18 protein-coding genes are annotated in these 21618 nt (G+C 65.1%); 7 read left to right on the top strand and 11 right to left on the bottom strand.

Annotation, left to right across the window (positions count from 1 at the left end; translation table 11 throughout):
* The first annotated feature begins 287 nt into the window (after nucleotides 1–287).
* The 3 genes from AC3AOF_RS18710 to AC3AOF_RS18720 all read left to right on the top strand — a co-directional run bounded on the left by AC3AOF_RS18710 (nucleotide 288) and on the right by AC3AOF_RS18720 (nucleotide 3819).
* A complete protein-coding gene (locus tag AC3AOF_RS18710) occupies nucleotides 288–1667 on the top strand; it encodes an ABC transporter substrate-binding protein (protein WP_488346161.1) in 1380 nt (459 codons plus the stop codon).
* A 380-nt stretch (nucleotides 1668–2047) separates the two neighbouring features.
* Nucleotides 2048–2917, top strand: a complete 870-nt coding sequence (locus tag AC3AOF_RS18715) for a carbohydrate ABC transporter permease (protein ID WP_203157548.1) — start codon at nucleotides 2048–2050, stop codon at nucleotides 2915–2917.
* Nucleotides 2914–3819, top strand: coding sequence for a carbohydrate ABC transporter permease (locus tag AC3AOF_RS18720; RefSeq protein WP_279357482.1), 906 nt, complete (start codon nucleotides 2914–2916; stop codon nucleotides 3817–3819). The genes AC3AOF_RS18715 and AC3AOF_RS18720 overlap by 4 nt, the downstream gene beginning before the upstream one ends.
* A gap of 418 nt (nucleotides 3820–4237) precedes the next feature.
* Here the strand turns inward: AC3AOF_RS18720 and AC3AOF_RS18725 are convergent, their stop codons facing one another.
* The 8 genes from AC3AOF_RS18725 to AC3AOF_RS18760 all read right to left on the bottom strand — a co-directional run bounded on the left by AC3AOF_RS18725 (nucleotide 4238) and on the right by AC3AOF_RS18760 (nucleotide 12645).
* A complete protein-coding gene (locus AC3AOF_RS18725) occupies nucleotides 4238–4927 on the bottom strand; it encodes a hypothetical protein (protein ID WP_488346162.1) in 690 nt (229 codons plus the stop codon).
* Complete coding sequence (locus AC3AOF_RS18730; RefSeq protein ID WP_488346163.1) at nucleotides 4924–5619, bottom strand: hypothetical protein; 696 nt, start codon at nucleotides 5617–5619, stop codon at nucleotides 4924–4926. Before AC3AOF_RS18730 ends, AC3AOF_RS18725 begins: the two co-directional genes overlap by 4 nt.
* Complete coding sequence (locus AC3AOF_RS18735; RefSeq protein WP_488346164.1) at nucleotides 5534–6244, bottom strand: TIGR04255 family protein; 711 nt, start codon at nucleotides 6242–6244, stop codon at nucleotides 5534–5536. Before AC3AOF_RS18735 ends, AC3AOF_RS18730 begins: the two co-directional genes overlap by 86 nt.
* Nucleotides 6245–6732: 488 nt before the next feature.
* On the bottom strand, nucleotides 6733–7779 hold the full coding sequence (locus AC3AOF_RS18740; protein ID WP_236989429.1) for an ABC transporter ATP-binding protein: 1047 nt from the start codon (nucleotides 7777–7779) through the stop codon (nucleotides 6733–6735).
* The gene (locus tag AC3AOF_RS18745) at nucleotides 7776–8759 is read right to left on the bottom strand and encodes an ABC transporter ATP-binding protein (RefSeq protein ID WP_236989428.1); all 984 of its coding nucleotides are present in this window, start codon (nucleotides 8757–8759) and stop codon (nucleotides 7776–7778) included. The genes AC3AOF_RS18740 and AC3AOF_RS18745 overlap by 4 nt, the downstream gene beginning before the upstream one ends.
* A 5-nt stretch (nucleotides 8760–8764) precedes the next feature.
* Nucleotides 8765–9709: an ABC transporter permease gene (locus AC3AOF_RS18750; RefSeq protein WP_236989427.1), complete on the bottom strand. Its 945-nt coding sequence runs from the start codon at nucleotides 9707–9709 to the stop codon at nucleotides 8765–8767.
* Nucleotides 9710–9725: 16 nt separating this feature from the next.
* Nucleotides 9726–10706 carry an ABC transporter permease gene (locus AC3AOF_RS18755; RefSeq protein WP_488346165.1) on the bottom strand — a complete coding sequence of 327 codons (981 nt, stop codon included), beginning with the start codon at nucleotides 10704–10706 and terminating at the stop codon, nucleotides 9726–9728.
* 331 nt (nucleotides 10707–11037) lie between these two features.
* A complete protein-coding gene (locus AC3AOF_RS18760) occupies nucleotides 11038–12645 on the bottom strand; it encodes an ABC transporter substrate-binding protein (protein ID WP_488346166.1) in 1608 nt (535 codons plus the stop codon).
* Between the two features lie 299 nt (nucleotides 12646–12944).
* On the opposite strand from AC3AOF_RS18760, the gene AC3AOF_RS18765 reads away from it, so the two are divergent.
* Together AC3AOF_RS18765 and AC3AOF_RS18770 are read left to right on the top strand one after the other, a co-directional pair.
* A complete protein-coding gene (locus tag AC3AOF_RS18765) occupies nucleotides 12945–14114 on the top strand; it encodes a M20 aminoacylase family protein (RefSeq protein ID WP_488346167.1) in 1170 nt (389 codons plus the stop codon).
* 146 nt (nucleotides 14115–14260) lie between these two features.
* The gene (locus AC3AOF_RS18770) at nucleotides 14261–15634 is read left to right on the top strand and encodes a hypothetical protein (RefSeq protein WP_488346168.1); all 1374 of its coding nucleotides are present in this window, start codon (nucleotides 14261–14263) and stop codon (nucleotides 15632–15634) included.
* Between the two features lie 21 nt (nucleotides 15635–15655).
* Here the strand turns inward: AC3AOF_RS18770 and amaB are convergent, their stop codons facing one another.
* A complete protein-coding gene (gene amaB, locus AC3AOF_RS18775) occupies nucleotides 15656–17185 on the bottom strand; it encodes an L-piperidine-6-carboxylate dehydrogenase (protein ID WP_488346169.1) in 1530 nt (509 codons plus the stop codon).
* Nucleotides 17186–17294: 109 nt separating this feature from the next.
* The gene (locus AC3AOF_RS18780) at nucleotides 17295–18329 is read right to left on the bottom strand and encodes an aspartate-semialdehyde dehydrogenase (RefSeq protein ID WP_236989421.1); all 1035 of its coding nucleotides are present in this window, start codon (nucleotides 18327–18329) and stop codon (nucleotides 17295–17297) included.
* 428 nt (nucleotides 18330–18757) lie between these two features.
* Between AC3AOF_RS18780 and AC3AOF_RS18785 the strand changes: the two genes are divergently transcribed.
* Both AC3AOF_RS18785 and AC3AOF_RS18790 read left to right on the top strand, forming a co-directional pair.
* Entirely contained in the window at nucleotides 18758–19648 is an 891-nt protein-coding gene (locus tag AC3AOF_RS18785) for a hypothetical protein (protein ID WP_488346170.1), read from the top strand.
* Between the two features lie 97 nt (nucleotides 19649–19745).
* A complete protein-coding gene (locus AC3AOF_RS18790; protein ID WP_236989419.1) occupies nucleotides 19746–20159 on the top strand; it encodes a hypothetical protein in 414 nt (137 codons plus the stop codon).
* Nucleotides 20160–20275: 116 nt separating this feature from the next.
* Here AC3AOF_RS18790 and serA read toward each other — a convergent pair whose 3' ends face one another.
* Nucleotides 20276–21523 carry a phosphoglycerate dehydrogenase gene (gene serA, locus AC3AOF_RS18795; RefSeq protein WP_236989418.1) on the bottom strand — a complete coding sequence of 416 codons (1248 nt, stop codon included), beginning with the start codon at nucleotides 21521–21523 and terminating at the stop codon, nucleotides 20276–20278.
* Nucleotides 21524–21618 lie beyond the last annotated feature (95 nt).

The raw sequence follows: 21618 nt of genomic DNA on the forward strand, positions 1-21618 counted from the left end.
GCCGCTTATCGACAGGTCACTGTCGTGTTACGGGCATCGTATGGGAACGGGCCGCCGGATCGTCAAGACGTCATCGTGGTGTCTTGTTCGGGAACGCCAGGCGATTATTATGACGGGAGTTTCCTGATTTGCCGGAGCGTCGCCCGGGGGTGACCCTGTGGCGCGCAATATAATCACGTCAGGCTTATACCTTGTGTTGACTGTCTCCGAATTGCGCCGCGCCCCGTCCCGTGCTGATATGCCGGGAAAGCCGCCCGATCACAGGGGCGGATGGGAGGAACGGATCGATGAAGCGAGTGATCGCGGGGGCGTTGTCGATGGGCGCGCTGATTATGGCAGCGCTGCCGGCCGTCGCGCAGGACAACAAGACGCTCACCGTCTGGTTCAGCAAGGGCTTCTACCGCTCCGAGGACGAGTCGCTCTGGGCGACGATCAAGAAGTTCGAGCAGAAGACCGGGATCAAGGTCGAGCTGTCGCAATACGCGATCCAGGACATGATCCCCAAGACCGTGGCGGCGCTCGATTCCGGCTCGCCACCGGATGTCGGCTATTCCGACACCTACAACAACCAGGCCGCCGGCAAGTGGGCCTATGAGGGCAAGCTCGAGGACCTGACCGACGTCCTCCAGCCGATGATGCCGCGCTTCGCGCCGCAGACCGTCGAGCACGTGCTGCTCATGAACGGCCAGACCGGCAAGAAGGCCTATTACGGCTTCCCGCTCAAGCGCCAGACCCTCCACACCGAGATCTGGGGCGACATGCTGGAGAAGGCCGGCTTCAAGCAGGCCGACATCCCGCAGACATGGTCGGATTACTGGGCGTTCTGGTGCGACAAGGTCCAGCCGGCCTACCGCAAGGCCTCGGGCACCCGCGCCTACGGCATCGGCGCGCCGATGGGCGTGGAATCGACCGACAGCTTCCAGTCCTTCTACGCCTTCATGGACGCCTACGACGCCAAGCTCGTCGACAAGGACGGCAAGCTGACCGTCGACGATCCGAAGACCCGCGAGGGCGTGGTCAAGGCGCTCAAGGACTACACCGACCCCTACATCAAGGGCTGCGTGCCGCCGTCGGCCACGACCTGGAAGGACCCCGACAACAACGTCGCCTTCCACAACCGCACCACGGTGATGACGCACAACTTCACCATCTCGATCGCCGCGAAGTGGTACGAGGACAGCGTCAACCCGAACAACACGCCCGAGCAGCGCGAGGCCTCGAAGAAGGCCTACGAGGAGACCATCATCACCGCGCCGTTCCCGAACCGGCCGGACGGCAAGCCGATGACCTACCGCGCCGACGTGAAGCAGGGCGTGGTCTTCTCGGGCGCCAAGAACAAGGCGGCGGCCAAGGAATTCGTAAAATTCATCATGGAGGAGGACAACCTCCGTCCCTACGTCGAGGGCGCGATCGGCCGCTGGTTCCCGGTCACCACCGCGTCGATCGAGAGCCCGTTCTGGCAGGCCGACAAGCACCGCAAGGCGGTCTACAACCAGTTCAAGTCCGGCACCGAGCCGTTCGACTACGTGAAGAACTACAAGTTCACGCTGGTCAACAACGAGAACGTCTTCGCCAAGGCGATGAACCGGGTGGTGAGCGAGAAGGTCCCGGTCGAGAAGGCCGCCGACGAGATGCTGGCCCGCATCAAGCAGATCGCCGGGCAGTAACCGCCGGGGAAATACCGGAACAAGCAGGGCTGTCCGGAGACGGAAAAGGCGCAGGTCCCCCCTCTCCCGTGTGGGAGAGGGGCCGGGGGTGAGGGTGGCGACGGTTCCGCAATGAGCCTGAACTGTCGAGCTGCGCGGCTCGACACTCAGCGCTTCACGCGGAAGCCGAGCCACCCTCACCCCTACCCCTCTCCCACACGGGAGAGGGGATCCCGCGCCTTTTTCTTCGAAGGAAGGTCTCCAGGCAGCCCCGCGGAACAAGAGGAGAGGCACACGTGCCTCAACCCACACCATCCAGAGCGGGGTCCGATCGCGTGGCGCTCGGGGCCCGCTCTCGGCATTCGCGTACCCCCATCCCGGCCTCATCGAGGAGACCGACCATGTCCGCAACGGTCGCTGAGGCAGCGCCGGTCGCCGCGGCCCAGCCCTTCCGCCTGACCTCGTGGCAGGCCTGGGGGCTGATCCTGATCGCGCCCTACCTGCTCATCTTCCTGTTCTTCGTCATCTATCCGATCGGCTACGGCCTGTGGCTGGCGCGCAGCCCCGCGAGCTACGTACACCTGGCGGAAGACCCGATCTTCGCCCGCGCCGTCGTCAACACGCTGATCTTCCTGATCGTCGGCATCAACGTGAAGATGGCGATCGCGCTCGTGCTGTCGGGCTTCTTCACCAACGAGCGGAAGTGGATCCGCTGGCTGTCGGTGCTGTTCATCCTGCCCTGGGCGGTGCCGTCGATCCCGACCATCCTGTCGGTGCGGTTCATGCTGAACCCCGAATGGGGCATCGTGAACTCGCTGATCTTCCGGCTGACCGGCGATGACGGCCCGAACTGGCTCAACGACCCGAGCCTCGCGCTGACGCTCGCCATCGGCGTCCATATCTGGAAGTCGCTGCCGTTCTGGACGCTGATCCTGCTCGCCGGGCGGCTCGCCATCTCGGCCGACCTCTACGAGGCGGCGTCCGTCGACGGCGCCACCAAGTGGCAGAAGTTCCTGCACGTCACCTGGCCGTCGATGCGGACGCTCTACGTGACCTGCACCATCCTGTCGATGATCTGGACGCTGGGCGACTTCAACTCGGTCTACCTGCTCACCGGCGGCGGTCCCGCCGACCTCACCCACGTGCTGGCGACCCTCGGCATCCGGTATCTCCGCCTCGATCAGGTCGATGCCTCGATGGCGGCGGTGGTCTGCGCGATGCCCTTCGTGCTGCCGCTGGTCTACGTGCTGATGAAGAGGCTCTCGAAATGAGCACGACCCTGACAGCCCGCGCGACGCCGTCCGCCGAGGAGCGCTCCGCCGCCCGCACCAACTGGCTGCGCGCGGCCGGCACGGAGGCCAAGCTCCTCCTCATCGGCATCCCGGTCCTGCTCTGGACCGTGATCCCGATCTACCACCTCGTCCTGTTCGCGATCTCGCCCAAGCAGGACGCGATGTCGGGGGCTTTGTTCCCGGCCCACCCGACGCTGCAGAACTTTAGAATCGTGTTCGGGCAGCAGCACTACTTCCTGTCGAACTTCTGGCAGCAATTCTGGAACTCGGCGGTCATCGCCTTCGCGACCGGCGTGCTGACGCTGTTCGTCGCCACCGCGGCGGCCTTCGCGATCAGCCGCCTGAAGGTGAAGGGCGGCCGGACCGTGATGAACATGGCGCTGTTCACCTACTTCATCCCGGCCGCGTTCCTGGCCGTGCCGATGTACAAGACGATGGGAGCGTACGGGCTGCTGAACAGCAAGTGGGCCCTGATCCTCGCGATGGTGACGATCGCCAGCCCCTACGCGATCTGGGTGCTGAAGCAGGCCTCCGACAAGCTGCCGGTGGAACTCGACGAAGCCGCGATCATGGACGGCGCCTCGCCGCCCCAGCTCTTCCGCTTCGTCTACCTGCCGCTGATGGTCCCGTCCCTGGTCGCGATCGGCGTCTACGCGCTGCTGCTCGCCTGGAACGAGTACCTGTTCGCCTTCCTGCTCCTCTCCCGCGACACCGACGTGACCCTGCCGGTGGCCCTGGGCAGCTTCCTGGCGGCGGATGACTCGCCGTGGGAGCTGCTGATGACCACCGGGTTGATCTACGCCATGCCGCCTGCCGCGATTTATTATGTGTTCAAGCGGTATATGGTGGGTGGGTTGACGGCTGGGGCGGTGAAGAGCTGACGGCTGGCATCCAGCCAATTTGGGATCTCGTACCAGCCATGGTCGAAGTGATCGTGGCTGGTTTCCCCTTTCATCATGTAGAATAAAATGCTATGTCAGTTTTGTATATGCGCGGCGGAGTGACATCCGCAGGCACGGTTCTCGCCTTATAGTCGAGTTCGGGGTACGGTGCTCTACAAAAAATCAGATGAACTACTTGATTTTAAAAAATTATTTAAAGGAATAGATGTTATCAATATTGGCACATTTTAGTAAACTAATCGCGCCTGAAATTGGCAATCGATTCAACATTAATTGTTTAAATACAAACGAAAACTACGTATAGCCGATCGCAAAGGGTTCAAAATGGCGGCTTTTTGTATAATTTTTTTCTTATTCGCGACCAAAATAGAGTGGGATTTATCGTTATCGAGCGAAGCTAATCAATAGAAAGATTTATTTCTGCGCGCATTTCGTTTAGTTGTTTTACAATTTGATCGGCCATTTCTCTCGCATTAGTGAAGGTTGCTGGCCATCCATCGAGAGATGACGATGCGGCTGCGACGACTTCGTCAGGGCGCAGCCTCTTCGCGCCAATATCGTTCTGAACAAGTTCTATGTGCTCTGGGCTTATCCACGCATACTGTCTCATTGTTTCAACAATAAATTTTTGCCACTCAATGTCATCATCACGATCAGGCCATGAGGACACATCACAAATTTGATAGCCTTGACTTAAGAATGTCGCAACGATAAACGTTGCGCACGTCAGCCCTTTGCCTGCTGGCGGGGCAACATATGTTCCATCTGGCTCAAAGCAGAGCATATCGGAGTCTATGCCATAGGAAATTTCTCCGGCATGCCGCATCATATTGGCAAATACCGCCGCTAGAACGGATTTATTGACTTTATCTAAATCAATATCCGACCAAATGTATTCGCCACCGGGCGCTTCGAGTTTCAGTCTTGCGTGCCAAGCTAAGTGTATTAATTTTGTCTCCTCGCCATCTAGTTGAAAAATTATCCCGCAATGGCTCCTTGGAGGATCGGTCAAGCATATTGCGACGCCAAGCCGATCAACTTCGCTGAACGGCTTCTCTGTTGAAGTGAAAAATCTGGCCAAAGTCAAAGGCCTCTCATAAGCTTATCAGCGTCAAATCCTCTTGCCGAGAGTTCAGATTTGGCGCGTGTTATAAAATATGACCACTCTGTAATTCTCGATCTAATGCTGTACGTCGTTCGCGAATAGGCGACGAGCATCTCGGGGCTCATTTCCGATGTTTCCAAAGTTTGTAGAATAATATTTATCATTTCATAATCATGTTTTTTCATTAACGAATTTAAGCCATTGATAATTTTTATCAAATCTTCAGAGTTTGTATAATTTTTATCCGACCCTTGTAGCTCAAAAAACCATTTAATTTCTTCTTTATCAATCGATGGGCTGGTTTTATTTGAAATATTAGTCAATCTGCTAGGGGGGGCCTGTCGCCAAATCCGTCGGGCGACACCTCCTGAATATGTATGATGACGGTGGTCGTGCTTAATTCTCCACTTGGAACCTGTAAATAAACGTCCTCCGGAAAAAACTTTCCGAGTAAGGGGAACATCGAATTGAGTAGTGTCAACCGTTAATATGGTAGCCCACATTTCTGTAATGAGATTGGATATGTCAATCTCTGGCAGAGCAGATTTGGTGATTTCATCAGCTTGCACTTGCCCATAGCTATAAAATTCATCGATTTCCCACGATGAGTGACGGGCGGAGCGCTGTGTGTAGGCGATCTGAAATGCACCATCTGAACGCTCTTCCTGCCTCACAATGGTATTCATCGAGTTGGCCAAGGACATTGCTGCTACTCACTTCCTTTCGTGTTTCGTCGAAAACTTCGCAGTCAATTAGAAATCCGATTTGCGCATCAGTTTCGTTTTCTGCCAATCCATAACGAAGCTTGAGGCTTCCGCGTTCCAGTGATATAACTGCTTCTGCGGCGTATTGTAGTACCTCCGATGTTGGGGCTGCAGATAGTATGCCTACAGCGTGAGGAGTAATTAACTCCTTCCACTCAACGTTGTCCAGTCCAATCGTTTCTCGGACGATGAGATTTTGGTATCTCAGCGCAATTCTCGTGATAATTTGTGTATTATAAACATCTCTTAGTGAGTTGAATGCGTGGTCGACATATTCGCGGAAGTCCTCCCATTTAGTATAAGAAGAAGTTGATACGTGAAGCGCATCGTGTGTTAATGCTATGTTGGTACGATTATCTACTGTAGAAAAATCATATATTTTTTGATCCTTTTTTCCTTCCCGAACTTCGACATCCGGAAATTTGCTTGCAACCGCCTTTTGAAAAGCTACGGGAACCTGCTGCTCGAACTCTAGCAAGCGGGGAAATAGGATCTGTACGGCTGCGACGACCAACGGTGCAGCTTCGTAGGCCACACGTTCCCTATCTGGGAGCTGCATGTGACATCCCTCCTCGATTTTCCAATATGCACGGTAACTCTGACGAGCTACGAGTGTCCACAATTCCCATCAAAGACTCCTTAACACCTAAGGAGGTTACTAATCGAAGCTTGAACTCTGGGTTGTAGAAAATAGGTATGGCGCACGCCGAGACGAGGTGGCCAAGCGACGCAGCATAGTTTCTCGTGATCAACCAAGCGTAGAATTGAACAGGACGCATGCTGAATAATACATATTATGATTTTTATTATTTAAAATAATAAGTTTAAATAGATGTTATTTGATGTTTAATAAATAACCAATAATTCATAGAGCGGCAGTAACGTATGTAGAACGATAAACATATATATTGATAAAATCTCCTAGACGACAGGTAATTTTAAGATTATTATCGTATTCAAGAAATGCAACTAATCTATTATTTAAAAAATACCGTGGCTGGAAAAGCCACGGTACATCACGAACTAAGCCACCGCCGCCACACCCCCCGGCATCAACCTTCCCTCCTCCACCGCATGACACGCCACCCCATCCCGGAACACCGGCACCTCCGCCTTGCACCGCTCATTCGCGAACGGGCAGCGCGGGTGGAAGGTGCAGCCTGACGGCGGGTTGATCGGGTTCGGGATCTCGCCCTGCACCGGCACCCGCTGCCGTCCGACATGCGCAAGGTCGGGGACCGCGTCGAGGAGCATGCGGGTGTAGGGGTGCTTCGGGGCGGTGAAGAGCTCGCGGCCGCCGCCGATCTCGACGATGCGGCCGAGATACATCACGCCGATGCGGTTCGCCATGTGGCGCACCACGGCGAGGTTGTGGCTGATGAACAGGTAGGTCAGGCCGAGCCGGTCCTGGAGGTCGCGCATCAGGTTCAGGATCTGGGCCTGGACCGAGACGTCGAGGGCCGAGGTCGGCTCGTCGGCGACCAGGAACTCGGCCTCGGAGGCGAGCGCCCGCGCGATGGCGATGCGCTGGCGCTGGCCGCCCGAGAAGGCGTGGGGGTAGCGCTTGCCGTCGTCGGGATGCAGGCCGACCAGGGTCAGCAGCTCGCCGACCCTCGCTTGAATCTCGCGCTCGCCGCTGAGGAGCCCGAAGGCGCGGATCGGCTCGGAGACGATCCGGTCGACCCGCCAGCGCGGGTTCATCGAGGCGTAGGGGTCCTGGAAGATCATCTGGATGCGCCGGCGCAACTGCCGCCGCTCGGCGGCCTGGCGCGGGTCGGTCATCGAGATGCCGGCAATCGACACCTCGCCGTCGGAGGGCGGCATCAGGCCGACCACCATGCGGGCGACCGTCGACTTGCCGGAGCCGGATTCGCCGACGATCGCCAGGGTCTCGCCCTTGGCGACCGAGAACGAGACGTGGTCGACGGCGCGCAGGTACTGGCGCGGCTGGCGCTCGATCACCCGGTTGAGCCAGGGGCGCGAGACATCGAACAGGCGGCGCAGGTCGCGGACCTGCACGTAGTCGGGCTGGGGCGTGATCACGGGCTTCAAGGCGATGTGGGGCTTCATGCGGCGGCCTGTCCGGTCGCGTCGTAGAGGTGGCAGGCGACCCGGTGCGAGCCGACCGTCAGGGGCTCGGGCCGGTCGACCGTGCAGCGGGCGAACACCTTCGGGCAGCGCGGGTTGAAGGCGCAGCCGGGCGGGATCGCCGAGAGCCGCGGCATCGCGCCGGGAATCTGGGCCAGCCGATCGGCCTCGTGCGACAGGGAGGGAATCGCCCCCATCAGGCCCTTGGCGTAGGGGTGGAGCGGATCGCCCACCACCGCCGCCACCGGGCCGATCTCGGCGACGCGGCCGGCATACATCACCGCCACCCGGTCGGCGGCCTCGGCGATCACCCCCATGTCGTGGGTGATCAGCATCACGGCGGTGCCGTGGTCGCGCCCGAGGCGCTTCAGCAGCGTGATGATCTGGGCCTGGACCGAGACGTCGAGCGCCGTCGTCGGCTCATCCGCAATGATCAGCTCCGGCTCGGCGGCGAGCGCGAGCGCGATGACGACGCGCTGGCGCATGCCGCCGGAGAATTCGTGCGGGAAGCCGTCGATCCGCCGCTCCGGCGCCGGGATGCCGACCTCGGCGAGCAGGTCGATCGCCCGCTGGCGGGCGGCCTTGGCCGAGAGATCGGTGTGGGTGCGGATCGTCTCCTCGATCTGCCGGCCGACCCGGTAGAGCGGGTTGAGGCTGGTCAGCGGGTCCTGGAAGATCATGCCGATGCGCCGGCCGCGGACCTTGCGCATCGCCTCGGGTGAGAGGTTGTCGATGCGCTCGCCGTTGAGGCGGATCTCGCCGCCGGCGATGCGGCCGGGCGGGTCGATCAGGCCGATCACCGCCGAGCCGGTCACCGACTTGCCGGCGCCGGATTCGCCGACGACGCCGAGCACCTCGCCGCGGTTGATCTCGAAGGAGACGCCGTCGAGCGCGGTCAGCACGCCGCGGCGGGTGGCGAACTCGACCCGCAGGTCGCGCACCGAGAGGACGGGTTGGGTCATGTCGGTCATTGCAGCTTGGGGTTCAGGGCGTCGCGCAGCCAGTCGCCCAGCAGGTTGATCGCCAGGACGAGGCCGGCCAGTGCCAGGCCCGGAAAGGCGACGATCCACCACTCGCCCGAGAACAGGAAGCGGTTGCCGGTGCGGATGAGCGTGCCCAGCGACGGCATCGTCTCCGGCAGGCCGGTGCCGAGGAAGGAGAGCGTCGCCTCGGTGATGATGGCGAGCGCCAGGTTGATGGTGGCGATGACGAAGACCGGGCCGGTGACGTTCGGCAGGATGTGGCGGGTGAGGATCACCGGCGCCGACAGGCCGATGAGCCGGCCGGCCTGGACGTAATCCTTGTTCTTCTCGACCATCACCGAGCCGCGCACGGTGCGGGCATACTGCACCCAGAACGACAGGCCGATCGCCACGACGATGAGCGCGATCTGCGCATCCGCCTCCATGTGGCCGCCGGCCACCGCCTTGGCGACGCCGTCGACGATGAGCGCGATCAGGATCGCCGGGAAGGTCAGCTGCACGTCGGCGACGCGCATGATGATGGTGTCGACAAAGCCGCCGGCATAGCCGGCGATGAGCCCCAGGCCGATGCCGATGAAGCCCGAGAGCAGCACGCCGAGCACGCCGACGAGGAGCGACAGGCGCATGCCGTAGAACACCGCCGAGAGCACGTCGCGGCCCTGGTCGTCGGTGCCGATCAGGAACGGCGCCTGGCCGTCGGCGTACCAGAGCGGCGGCAGGCTCGCGTTCATCAGCTCGAGCTGGGCCGGGTCGTAGGGGTTCTGCGGCGAGATGACGGGGGCGAGCAGCGCGAGCGCGACGAACAGGACCGTGGCGAAGAACGCCGCCATCGCGAGCTTCGAGCGCTTGAAGCTGGCGAAGAGATCCGAATCGAGGAAGCGCGCGAGGCGCGACGGCGGCGCTGCGGCGGGAAGGGCGGGGGAGGCCATGGGCTTCAAACAATCCTCACGTCGCCCGCCGCACCGAGAGGCGCAGGCGCGGATCGACGATGGTGTAGAGGAGATCGACCACGAGGTTGATCGTCACGAAGATGAGGGCGACCAGCAGCAGGTAGGCGGCCATGATCGGCACGTCGACGTTCTGTACCGCCTGCACGAAGAGCAGGCCCATGCCGGGCCACTGGAACACCGTTTCGGTGATGATCGAGAAGGCGATGATCGAGCCGAGCTGAAGGCCTGCGACCGTGATGACCGGGACCAGCGTGTTCTTCAGCGCGTGGCCGAAATGGATCGAGCGCGTGGTGAGGCCCCGGGCGCGGGCGAAGCGGATGTAGTCGGTGCGTAGGACCTCCAGCATCTCGGCCCGGACGAGGCGCATGATCAGCGTCATCTGGAACAGCCCCAGCGTGATCGAGGGCAGGATCAGGGCCTTCCAGCCCGACACCGTCAGGAAGCCGGTGGTCCACCAGCCGATCCGCACCGTGTCGCCGCGGCCGTAGGACGGCAGCCAGCCGAGGGTGACCGAGAACAGGAAGATGAGCAGGATGCCGATCAGGAAGGTCGGCAGCGAGACGCCGATCAGCGAGATGGCCTGGACGAGCTTGGCGCCGACGCTGTCGCGGCGGAGCGCCGAATAGACCCCCATCAGGATGCCGGCGGTGAGCGCGAACAGGGTGGCGCAGAGCGCGAGTTCGAGCGTCGCGGGCATGCGCTCGGCGAGCAAGGTCGAGACCGGCTGGCGGAACTGGTACGAGTTGCCGAACTGGCCGCGCACGGCGTTGCCGGCATAGCGGGCGAACTGCACCAGCACCGGATCGTCGAGGCCGAGGCTCTGGCGGATCTGCAACCGCTCGGCATAGGGCGTATCGGGTGCCACGAGCTGGTTCACCGGATCGCCGGCGAAGCGGAACATCGCGAAGGCGATCAGCCCGACCGCCAGCAGCACCCCGATGGATTGCAGCAGGCGGCGGAGAATGAAGGCGAGCATGAGGGGGTTCTTGTGTTCTGGTGTGGTCCGAGAGGCCTCGGAGTTCGAACGCGAAGGATGCGGGACGGCTAACGCATTCTTCCGTCAACAAAAAAGGCACAGGGATCTCCTCTCCCCGCGGGCGGGGAGAGGCCTTCGCACCCCTCGTCGGGTGCGAAGGGAGCCCGAAGGGCGAGGGTGAGGGGGGGGGGCCCGGAGGAGCCTCATTCGGCACCTCCCCCTCACCCTCCGCTGCCGCCTCGTCTCGCCCCCGACAAGGGGGGCTCGACCCTCTCCCCGCCCACGGGGAGAGGGGATGCGCGGCCCGGTCGCCCTGTGATTCAGGCGCCGCTTACGGCTCCTTCGACACCCAGTACAGCATCATCTGGTTGTCGGCCCGCGGCACCAGCTTGACCTTCTTCGACACGCCCCAGGCCAGCGCCTGCTGGTGGAGCGGGATGTAGCCCCAGTCGTTCATCACGATCTCGTAGGCCTGCTTGATCATCTGGTTGCGGGCCGCCTGGTCGGTCTCGCGCTCGATCTTGTCGGCGAGCGCATCCACCTTCGGGTTGCAGTAATTCCCGAGATTGGTGGTGCCGCGCGGCGAGGCCTTGTCGGTGCGGCAGCCGGCGATCTCGTACAGGATGTTGTGCGAGTCCATCGACGACGGCGTCCACCCCAGCATGTAGAACGAGGTGTCGAAGGCGGGCTTGAGGATCTTGGCGAAGTACTTCGCCTTGGGCTGGGCGATCAGGTTCACCTTGACGCCGACGCGGGCGAGCATCGAGGTCACGGCCTGGCAGATCGCCTCGTCGTTGACGTAGCGGTCGTTCGGGCAGTCGAGGGGCACCTCGAAGCCGTTCGGGTAGCCGGCTTCCGCCAGCAGGGCCTTGGCCTTGGCCGGGTCGTAGGCCGGGCGCTTGAAGTCACCGGCCAGCGGGAAGAGCGGCGGGGCGATCAGCAGGGCGGCCGCGGTGGCCTGCCCGCGCATCACGCGCTTGACGATCGCATCCTCGTCGATGGCGCGGAAGAACGCCTCGCGCACCCGCACATCCTTGAACGGGTTCTTGCCCTTGACGTTGGAGCCGCGCAGCTCGTCGCTGGTCTGGTCCATGCCGAGATAGATCGTGCGCAGCTCGGGGGCGTTCACCACCACGGCGTTGTTGCTCGAACTGACGCGGCTCTGGTCCTGGAGCGGGACCGGGTCGATCCAGTCGACCTCGCCCGAGATCAGCGCGGCGACGCGGGTGGCGTCGTTGCTGATGGTGGTGAAGACCGCCTCATCGAGGTTCGACTCGACCTTGCCCCAGTAGCCGTCGAACTTCTTGAACACCGTGCGCACGCCGGGCTGGTGCTCGGTGATGACGAACGGGCCGGTGCCGTTCTCGTGGAGCGCGGCGTAGCTCGGGGCCGTCGCGGCGACCGGGGTGGGCTTCAGCGCATCGTGCTTCTCGGCCCAGGTCTTCGACATGATGTACCAGTTGCCGAACTGGTACAGGGCGATCGGGTTGGGGTTCTTCAGCACCATGTCGACGGTGTGGTCGTCCACCTTCACGAAGGTGGCGTCCGCCGGAACGTTGGTCTGGAAGTTGGAGCCCGGCGCCCGCACGCGCTCGGCGGAGAAGATCACGTCGTCGGCGGTGAAGGGCGAGCCGTCGTGGAACTTGACGTTCTTGCGCAGGTGGAAGCGGTAGCGGGTCGGCTCCGGGGTCTCCCAGGATTCGGCGAGGCCCGGGACCAGCTTCAGGTCCTTGTCGCGGGTGACGAGCGATTCGTAGACCGCGCCGTGCGCCGCGATCGTGAACGTTTCCTTGAGGGTGTACGGGTCGAGGGACTTGAGGTCGCCCTGGAAGGCGAACCGGAAGGTGTTGGCGGCCGCGGCCGGCGCGGCGCCGGCGATCGCCACGAGGGCGGTGGCGGCGAGGCTGGCCAGCAGCGGACGGAACTTCACAGGCGACATCGACGAGGACACTCCGCGGGGGCGAAAGGGGCGTTCAAGCGCGTTAGAGCATCTTCCGACGCCGCAGGCGACGGCGGAATGATGAAAAATGATGCACCGTCCCGGCCTTTCCGGCCAGGGGCCGAGGCGCTGTGGAACGATCGTGCGGCTCTAACAAGTCCCGGGCCAACCGGGCCGGCGCCATGCGCCCGGCGCCGGATCCGCGACATTCGCGAGTCGCGCGAGGGAGTTGACCGCGGACCGGTCTGCCTGTTGCATCCTGCGCGTCCGTTCCCGCCCCACCATGAGCGTATTGTCACATGCCCGTCATCAACCGCGTCGCCGCCCTCTCCGACGAGATCACGGCCTGGCGCCGCGACTTCCACCAGCATCCCGAATTGCTGTTCGCCCTCGACCGCACCTCCGGCCTGGTGGCCGAGCGGCTGCGGGCCTTCGGCTGCGACGAGGTGGTGACCGGACTGGGGAAAACCGGCGTCGTCGGGGTGATCCGCGGCCGCGACACCGGCTCGGGCAAGGTGATCGGTTTGCGGGCCGACATGGACGCCCTGCCGATCGAGGAGACCAGCGGCGTTCCCCACCGCTCGACGGTGCCGGGCAAGATGCACGCCTGCGGCCATGACGGGCACACGGCGATGCTGCTCGGTGCCGCCAAGTACCTGGCCGAGACCCGCAACTTCGACGGCACGGCGATCGTCATCTTCCAGCCGGCCGAGGAGGGCGGCGGCGGTGCCGACGTGATGCTGAAGGACGGCCTGATGGAGCGCTTCGGCATCCAGGAGGTCTACGGCCTGCACAACATGCCGGGCCTGCCGCTGGGCAGCTTCGCGATCCGCCCCGGCGCGATCATGGCGGCGGCCGACCGGATCACCATCACGGTCAACGGCAAGGGCGGCCACGCGGCGGCGCCGCACAACTGCATCGATCCGGTGCTGGTCGCCTCCCACATCGTCACCGCCCTGCAATCGATCACCTCGCGGACGATCGACCCGATCGAGTCGGCGGTGATCTCGATCACCCAGGTGAAGGCCGGTGACGCCTTCAACGTGATCCCGGAATTCGCGATCCTCAACGGCACGGTGCGCACCCTCTCCGAGAGCGTCCGCGACCTGTGCGAGGCGCGCATCGCGCAGGTGGCCTCGAACGTCGCCGCCGCCTTCGGGGCGACGGCGACCGCCGATTACGGCCGCGGCTACCCGGTGACCGCCAACGATCCGGGCCGGTCGAGCTTCATGGCCGACGTCGCGGCGGAAGTCTCGGGCGAGGGCGCGGTGGAGCGCGCGGTGCAGCCGATGATGGGCGCGGAGGATTTCTCCTACATGCTGAACGCCCGGCCCGGCGCCTACATCTTCCTCGGCACCGGTCCGGGTGCGGGCCTGCACCACCCGGCCTACGACTTCAACGACCAGGCCGCGCCCTACGGCGTGTCGCTGTTCGCCCGGGTGATCGAGCGGGCGATGCCGGCGGCGTGAGAGGGGGTGCGCCGCCGGATCGCCCGGTCCGGCGGCGCGCGCTCGGTCGGGGCCTGCTCATCGGCCTTCGCCCGGGTCTCGCGTGGCACCATATGACGGCAGGCACGACGGCTCGGCGCCGTTGCCGCGAGCATCCCGGGAGCCCGATGACCCGCCTGACGTCCATCCTCGTCCTGTCCGCCACCCTCGTCTCGCCGCTCGCCTCCGCGCTCGCCCAGGGCGTGTCCCGGGCCCCGCACCGGGGCGGCGTGGATCTGGCCCAGCTCGATATCGGGCCGGTTCCCGGCCGCGATGCGGGAGCCGCCGCCAGGGCCGGCGCGACGGCCGCGGGCGCCTGCGACACCGGCGCCTGGACCGGCTACGTCGACGGCACCTCGTCGCCGCAGCAGAGCTGCTACACGACGAAGGCGTCCCCGAGGATCGAAATCCCCTTCGCGGCCAGCGTCGGCATCGGTCCGGAGAACATGGCCGATCCGTTGCCTCCCCCGGGGGATCGGACCTACATCCAGCTCGCCCAGCAGCTCATCCAGGCGCGGACGACGCAGGGCAACATGCGTCAGGAATCCGGGCTCGTCGTCAATTTCGAGAGCATGACGGGCGCCGGACCGCAGACCAACCACGGCCAGAAGGTGGCGCTCTACGTGCCCACCATCGTGCGGCCGGGCGGCGGCAACACCTGGGCGTTCAATCCGGCGCTCACCATCCTGGCCAATACAGGGGTGCAGTCCCACTACAACACCGAGATCGACATGACGAACTTCAACGGGCCGTACCTGCCCGGCGGCAAGCTCGGCAATGCGGCCTCGGTGTTCCGCACCTTCCTGGGCTTTCCGATCACCGCCGCCGAATTGTGGTCGGGCGAGGCACCTGCGCCCTCCACGGTCACCGCGACCACCCGGGCGGGCAGCCCGAGCATCACGTTCTCGGGCAAGCTCCATGTCGGCGACCGCCTCAGCGGTCCCGGCCTCGCCGGCCTCGCGACGGTCGCGGCGATCGGCGGCGACCCGGCGGCGGTCAATCAGTCCTCCGGTACCGCGACGCTCAACCAGCCCGCGACAGCGACCGGATCCAAGGTGACCCTGACGCGCGAGACCTACAACATGATCAACGGGCACCTCTATCAGGGCGCCCACCTGATCCGCGACAATACGTTCTATGACGGGACGAGCGCGATCACGAGCGTCAACATCGCCGGGTCGCATTTCAGCGGGGTCAATACCAGCCAGGGCACCATGCCTTACGCGCTCATCGCCGGTGCAGGGCAGAACCTCTGCCTCAACAGCCTCGACGGCTGCCTGTCCTATGCCGATGGGGCGCTTCGCTACGTACAGGGTGGAGCGGCCGCCCTCACCGCAACCCCAGCACGGGTGACCGCGAACGGCCTCCTCAATTCGCCCCTCGCGACGCCGGCTTCGTCCAAGGCCCCGTGCCAGGCCGGCGACTGGGCCCACGACGCCGATTTCGTCTATACCTGCGTCGCCGCCAATACCTGGAAACGCGCCGCCCTCTCGTCGTGGTGAGCGGGCGGCGCTTGGTGCGCCCTACACCTCGAACGTCACGCCCTGCGCCAGCGGCAGGGTCTTGCCGTAATTGATGGTATTGGTGGCGCGCCGCATATAGGCCTTCCACGAATCCGAGCCCGCCTCGCGGCCGCCGCCGGTCTCCTTCTCGCCGCCGAAGGCGCCGCCGATCTCGGCGCCCGACGGGCCGATATTGACGTTGGCGATGCCGCAATCGGAGCCCGAGGCCGACAGGAAGGTCTCGGCCTCCGACAGGTCCTTGGTGAAGATCGACGAGGACAGGCCGGCCGCGACCGCGTTCTGGGCGAGGATCGCCTCCTCCAGATCGCGGTAGCGGGTCACGTAGAGGATCGGCGCGAAGGTCTCGCGGCGCATCGGGCCGGCTTGCTCGGGCATCTCGACGAGGGCCGGTCGGACATAGGCCGCCGCCTCGCCGCGGATGTCGCGCAGGCGCTCGCCGCCATGGACCGTGCCGCCGATGGCGCGTGCCTCGTCGAGGGCGCGGGCCATGGCGTCGGCCGCGGCCACGTCGATCAGCGGGCCGATCAGGGTGGCGGGATCGCGCGGATCGCCGATCCGCACCGAGCCGTAGGCGGCCTTCAGGCGCGGCACGAGCGCATCGTAGACGCTGTCATGCACGAAGAGCCGCCGCAAGGTGGTGCAGCGCTGGCCGGCGGTGCCCATCGCCGCGAAGGCGATGGCGCGCAAAGCCAGGTCGAGATCGGCGGAAGGCGCCACGATAGCGGCGTTGTTGCCGCCGAGCTCCAGGATCGCCCGGGCGAAGCGGGCGGCGAGCTTCGGCGCCACCTGCCTTCCCATCGCGGTCGAGCCGGTGGCCGACACGAGAGCCACCCGCTGGTCATCGACCAGCCGCTCGCCGAGGTCCCGGCCGCCGATCAGGAGCCCGAGCAGGCCGTCGGGCGCGTCCGCACCGAAGCGCTTGACCGCCGTCATGGCGAGCGCATGGACGGCGAGGGCGGTGAGCGGAGTCTTCTCCGACGGCTTCCAGATCACCGGATCGCCGCAGACGAGGGCCAAAGCCGCGTTCCACGACCACACCGCCACGGGGAAGTTGAACGCGGAGATGACGCCGCAGACGCCGAGCGGGTGCCAGACCTCCATCATGCGGTGGTCCGGCCGCTCGGTGGCGATGGTGAGCCCGTGCAATTGCCGCGACAGGCCGACCGCGAAGTCGCAGATGTCGATCATCTCCTGGACCTCGCCGAGGCCCTCCGAGAGGATCTTGCCGGCCTCCAGGGTCACGAGCCGGCCGAGATCGTCCTTGTGGGCGCGCAGCTCCTCGGCCAGCAGCCGCACCAGCTCGCCGCGGCGCGGGCCGGGTACACGGCGCCAGGCAAGGAAGGCCTGGGCCGCATTCGCCATCACCGCCTCGGCCTCGTCGGAGGTGGTCTCGCGGACCGTCGCCACCACGCCGCCATCGACCGGCGAGCGCGCCGGGAGGCCCTCCTCTGCGAAGGCCGCGGCCGGGACGCCGAGGCGCTCCAGCAGCGCCAGGGTGTCGTCGCGGACGGACAGGATGGTGGGGGCCATGGGGCGTTCTCCCTTTCGACGAAAGACGGCCCGCCTCCTTGCGGGAGACGGGCCGGATAGAGGTCGTGACCTTACGGGATGCGCTCCCGCTTCACGGCAGAAGCGCGCTTCAAGCGGCCTTCTGCTTCGGCTGGATCAGCTTGCGGTTGATCAGCACCTCGGCGATCTGGACCGTGTTCAGCGCCGCGCCCTTGCGCAGGTTGTCCGACACGCACCAGAACGACAGGCCGTTCTCGACCGTGATGTCCTCGCGGATGCGCGAGATGTAGGTCGCGTCCTCGCCCGCCGCCTCGTGGGGGGTGATGTAGCCGCCGTTCTCGCGCTTGTCGTCGACCAGGATGCCGGGCGCCGAGCGCAGGATCTGGGTGGCTTCCTCGGCCGAGAGCGGGCGCTCGAACTCGACGTTCACCGCCTCGGAGTGGCCGATGAACACCGGCACGCGCACGCAGGTCGCCGTCAGCTTGATCTTGGGGTCGAGCATCTTCTTCGTCTCGGCCACCATCTTCCACTCTTCCTTGGTGGAGCCGTCCTCCATGAAGACGTCGATGTGCGGGATGACGTTGAAGGCGATGCGCTTGGTGAACTTCTGCATCTTGACCTCGCCGGCGGTGAACACCGCGCGGGTCTGGTTGAACAGCTCGTCCATCCCTTCCTTGCCGGCGCCGGAGACCGACTGGTAGGTCGCCACGACGACGCGCTTGATGGTGGCGGCCTCGTGCAGGGGCTTGAGGGCCACGACGAGCTGCGCGGTCGAGCAATTCGGGTTGGCGATGATGTTCTTCTTGGTGAAGCCCACCACGGCGTCGGCATTCACCTCCGGCACGATCAGCGGCACGTCGGAATCGTAGCGGAAGGCCGACGAGTTATCGATGACGACGCAGCCTTGGCTGCCGATGCGGGGCGACCATTCCTTCGAGGTCTCGCCGCCGGCCGACATCAGGCAGATGTCGGTGTCGGAGAAGTCGTACTGGTCGAGGGCCTGGACCTTCAGGGTCTTGTCGCCGAAGGAGACCTCCTGGCCCAGGCTGCGGCGGGAGGCGAGCGCCACCACGGTATCGGCCGGGAAGGCGCGCTCGGCCAGGATGTCGAGCATCTCGCGGCCCACATTGCCGGTGGCTCCGACGACGGCAACCTTGTAACCCATCTCAATCGCTCCAGTTCGGACTTGACCCTCCCCGGACGATCTCAGGCGGGCTCTCGAGAGCCCGGCCTCCGTCCGCCACGGACGGGGAGGGATCCGAGGACGACGCGAGGCTTCAGCCGGCGGCGGTAATCGCCGTCGTGGCTTTGCGTTTCGTCGTGGTCGACACAGGCCGCATGGCGCGGTCAGTCCTCGGAAAAGGCGACACCCGAGATGGGGTGCGCGAGCGCGGGAAGCAACAGCCCGAACGCACCCGCCTGTCAAGCGCCGCGAGCGTGTGACGGCGACAGATTCCGCCTGCCGTCACCTGTTAGGGTTTTGGTGACTCTGCGGTCGCTCCGCCGGGGACAAGTCGGGGCGGGTCAACGAAATCGCTAAAATGCGAGGGGATCCTGGTTTCGCGATCACGCGCAACCGTAAGGAGCGATCCCGTGCGGCAGAGGCCGGACTTCGACGACGCCGCCCTGGCGCGGGCGGCGCGCGCCCTCTCACGGGACATCGGCCCGGTCGAGCCGCTGATGCCGCGGCCGTTGCCCCGCGCGGTCCCGCGGCGCTCCTGGCGCCGGCGCGTCGCCCGGCGGACGATCGGGGCCGCTTCGGTGATCGCGCTGCTCAGCGTGCTCGCCAGCGAACGGCGCCAGGCCGATCCTCAAGCCGACCCGCCGGTCGCCCGGGAGGCCGCCTTCGTGCCGCGCTACGCTGCCCCGGCTTTGGCGCCGCCGGTCTGGAACGAGGTCGCCGCCGACCGCTATCGCTTGGGCGAGGCGACCGGCAGCGCCCGGGTGCAGGCCGGCCTGCGCGAGGACATCCTGACCGCCGGCACCTTCGGGGTGCACGAGGCGCCGTTCCTGCGCCTCGTCGCCACCGAGACGTCCGAGCCGGACGGGGAGGGAAGCCTGTTCGTCACCCTGGCCCGCCGGGCCGCGGAGGCCGGCGGCCTCTCGGTGGCGCGTACCGGGGAGCGCGGCCAGCTCGCGACGCGGTTCGGCACCCTCGACACCGTCGACGCGACCCTGGCCGATGCCGAGGGGCGGCGCGCCTGCACGGCGTTCCGGATCGGTGCGGCCCTGCGGCTCGAAGGCTGGCTCTGCGCCCCGCTCGGGCAATTGCCCGAGCCGCAGGCCGTGGCCTGCACGGTCGAGCGCCTCGGCGCCCAGCCGGGAGCCCGGCCGTCCGCGGCGGTGGCCGCGATGCTGGCCGAGCCCCGCTCGGCATCCTGCCCGCCGGAGGAGCCGGCCACCACCGCGGCGATGCCGACCCTGCGCAAAGCGGTTCGAAAGAATGCGGCGAGAGTGCGGCATTCGCGACCCGACCCGCCGTGATCGGGAACCTCGGCCGCATTCGCACGTCTCTTTCCACACAAGCGTCGTTTCTTAACGAGTGCGGCGCTACCCTGGCGACGATCAGCAAAGGTGCGGCATGCGCTTCCAGACTCTCGCCCTGACCGGGCTTCTCTCCCTCGCCACCCTGGGCGCCGGTACCGCTGCCTCTCAGGCGCAGGACAGCTACGTCATCCGCAGCTACAAGGATGGCCAGGGCCTCGCGATCCGCGTGCGTCCGCGCAGCTGGCTCGATGCCGGCAACGTGGTGGAGGCCAATTCGGGCGCGACCGGCAACCCGGCCACCAACCCGCACTTCATCACCGCATCCTACCTGAACTCGCCGCCCTACATCGCCAACCGCGAGCGTTTCGGCGGTGCCGGCATCCTGCCCGACCCGATCACCAACGGCCCGTTCATCGGCGCCCGCCGCAGCGCCGTCACGGTCGACCTGTCGGCGGTCGACTATCTCGACCCGACCTCGCCGCTCTCGCGGGCGCGCTACGGGTACTGAGACGACCGAACATCACCGGATGTGCGACGGGCCCCGAGAGGGGCCCGTTTGCGTTCGTGGCCCTCTCGGCTCTTCCGTCGGCTGCCGGGGCCCGTCGCCGATCCCCGGCACAGGTGTCAGCGGCGCTCGTACAGCAGCCGCGCCCGGATCGTGCCGTCGATGGAGCGCAGCTCCTCGAGCAGGGCGTCCGGGTCGACGTCGGTCGTGTCGGTCTCGACCACGACGTAACCGACCTCGCCGTCGGTCTGGTAGAACTGCGCCGCGATGTTGATCTGCTTGCGGGCGAAGGTCTCGTTGAGGCGTCCGAGCATGCCCGGCAGGTTGCGCTGCACGTGGATGAAGCGCAGGCCGGTCGGCCGGGCCGGCAGCTGCACCTGCGGAAAGTTCACCGCGCCGACCGTCGAGCCGATATCCGAGTAATCGACGAGCTTGCGCGCCACCTCGGCGCCGATGCGCTCCTGCGCCTCCTCGGTCGAGCCGCCGATATGCGGGGTCAGGATGACGTTCTCGAGCCCCTGGAGCGGCGAGACGAAGCGATCCTGGTTCGATTTCGGCTCGACCGGGAACACGTCGACGGCCGCACCCCGCAGGTGGCCGTCCTTCAGGGCGGAGGCCAGGGCTTCGAGATCGACCACCGTGCCGCGGGAATTGTTGATGAGGTACGCGCCGGGCTTCATCGCCCGGATCTCGGCCTCGCCGATCATGTTGTGGGTCGAGGCGTTCTCGGGCACGTGCAGCGAGACCACGTCGCTCTGGCTCAAGAGCGCGTTCAGGCTCTCGACCGGCTCGGTGTTGCCGTGGCGCAGGCGGTCGGTGAGATCGTGGAAGATCACCCGCATGCCCATCGCCTCGGCGAGGTTCGAGAGCTGCGAGCCGATATTGCCGTAGCCGACGATGCCGAGCGTCTTGCCGCGGACCTCGAACGAGCCGTTGGCCGACTTGTCCCAGCCGCCGACATGGGCCGAGACCGAGCGCGGCACGATGCGCCGCAGCAGCATCACGATCTCGCCGATGACCAGCTCGGCCACCGAGCGGGTGTTGGAGAACGGCGCGTTGAAGACCGGGATGCCGCGCCGGCGCGCCGCGTCGAGATCGACCTGGTTGGTGCCGACCGAGAAGCAACCGACGGCCATCAGCCGGTCGGCGGCTTCGAAAGCGGCCTCGTCGAGCTGGGTGCGCGAGCGGATGCCGACGATGTGGACGCCCTTCAGCGCCTGGTGCAGGTCGGCCGGATCGAGGGCCTTGGCCAGCCGCGTGACGGTGACGTAGCCGGATGCCTCGAGCAGCGCCACCGCGCTGTCGTTGATGCCTTCGAGCAGCAGGACGCGAATCTTGTCCTTGGGCAGTGAGAGCTTGTCGGCCATTGGCGGTTCTTCTTGGAAACGGGAGGCGGAGACCGCAGGGAGGTGCGGGACCGGTCGCCGCGACCGATAGGAGAGCCCGCGACGCAACGCAACAT

The sequence above is a fragment of the Methylobacterium sp. 142-1Y genome, assembly GCF_057747795.1.

What these genes read in the sequence shown, in the direction of transcription:
- AC3AOF_RS18720 (WP_279357482.1), top strand. Translation starts at nt 2,914, where the DNA reads ATGAGCACGACCCTGACAGCCCGCGCGACGCCGTCCGCCGAGGAGCGC.
- AC3AOF_RS18745 (WP_236989428.1), bottom strand. Translation starts at nt 8,759, where the DNA reads ATGACCCAACCCGTCCTCTCGGTGCGCGACCTGCGGGTCGAGTTCGCC.
- amaB (WP_488346169.1), bottom strand. Translation starts at nt 17,185, where the DNA reads ATGGCCCCCACCATCCTGTCCGTCCGCGACGACACCCTGGCGCTGCTG.
- AC3AOF_RS18755 (WP_488346165.1), bottom strand. Translation starts at nt 10,706, where the DNA reads ATGCTCGCCTTCATTCTCCGCCGCCTGCTGCAATCCATCGGGGTGCTG.
- AC3AOF_RS18710 (WP_488346161.1), top strand. Translation starts at nt 288, where the DNA reads ATGAAGCGAGTGATCGCGGGGGCGTTGTCGATGGGCGCGCTGATTATG.
- AC3AOF_RS18765 (WP_488346167.1), top strand. Translation starts at nt 12,945, where the DNA reads ATGCCCGTCATCAACCGCGTCGCCGCCCTCTCCGACGAGATCACGGCC.
- AC3AOF_RS18770 (WP_488346168.1), top strand. Translation starts at nt 14,261, where the DNA reads ATGACCCGCCTGACGTCCATCCTCGTCCTGTCCGCCACCCTCGTCTCG.
- serA (WP_236989418.1), bottom strand. Translation starts at nt 21,523, where the DNA reads ATGGCCGACAAGCTCTCACTGCCCAAGGACAAGATTCGCGTCCTGCTG.
- AC3AOF_RS18750 (WP_236989427.1), bottom strand. Translation starts at nt 9,709, where the DNA reads ATGGCCTCCCCCGCCCTTCCCGCCGCAGCGCCGCCGTCGCGCCTCGCG.
- AC3AOF_RS18790 (WP_236989419.1), top strand. Translation starts at nt 19,746, where the DNA reads ATGCGCTTCCAGACTCTCGCCCTGACCGGGCTTCTCTCCCTCGCCACC.
- AC3AOF_RS18715 (WP_203157548.1), top strand. Translation starts at nt 2,048, where the DNA reads ATGTCCGCAACGGTCGCTGAGGCAGCGCCGGTCGCCGCGGCCCAGCCC.
- AC3AOF_RS18760 (WP_488346166.1), bottom strand. Translation starts at nt 12,645, where the DNA reads ATGTCGCCTGTGAAGTTCCGTCCGCTGCTGGCCAGCCTCGCCGCCACC.
- AC3AOF_RS18780 (WP_236989421.1), bottom strand. Translation starts at nt 18,329, where the DNA reads ATGGGTTACAAGGTTGCCGTCGTCGGAGCCACCGGCAATGTGGGCCGC.
- AC3AOF_RS18740 (WP_236989429.1), bottom strand. Translation starts at nt 7,779, where the DNA reads ATGAAGCCCCACATCGCCTTGAAGCCCGTGATCACGCCCCAGCCCGAC.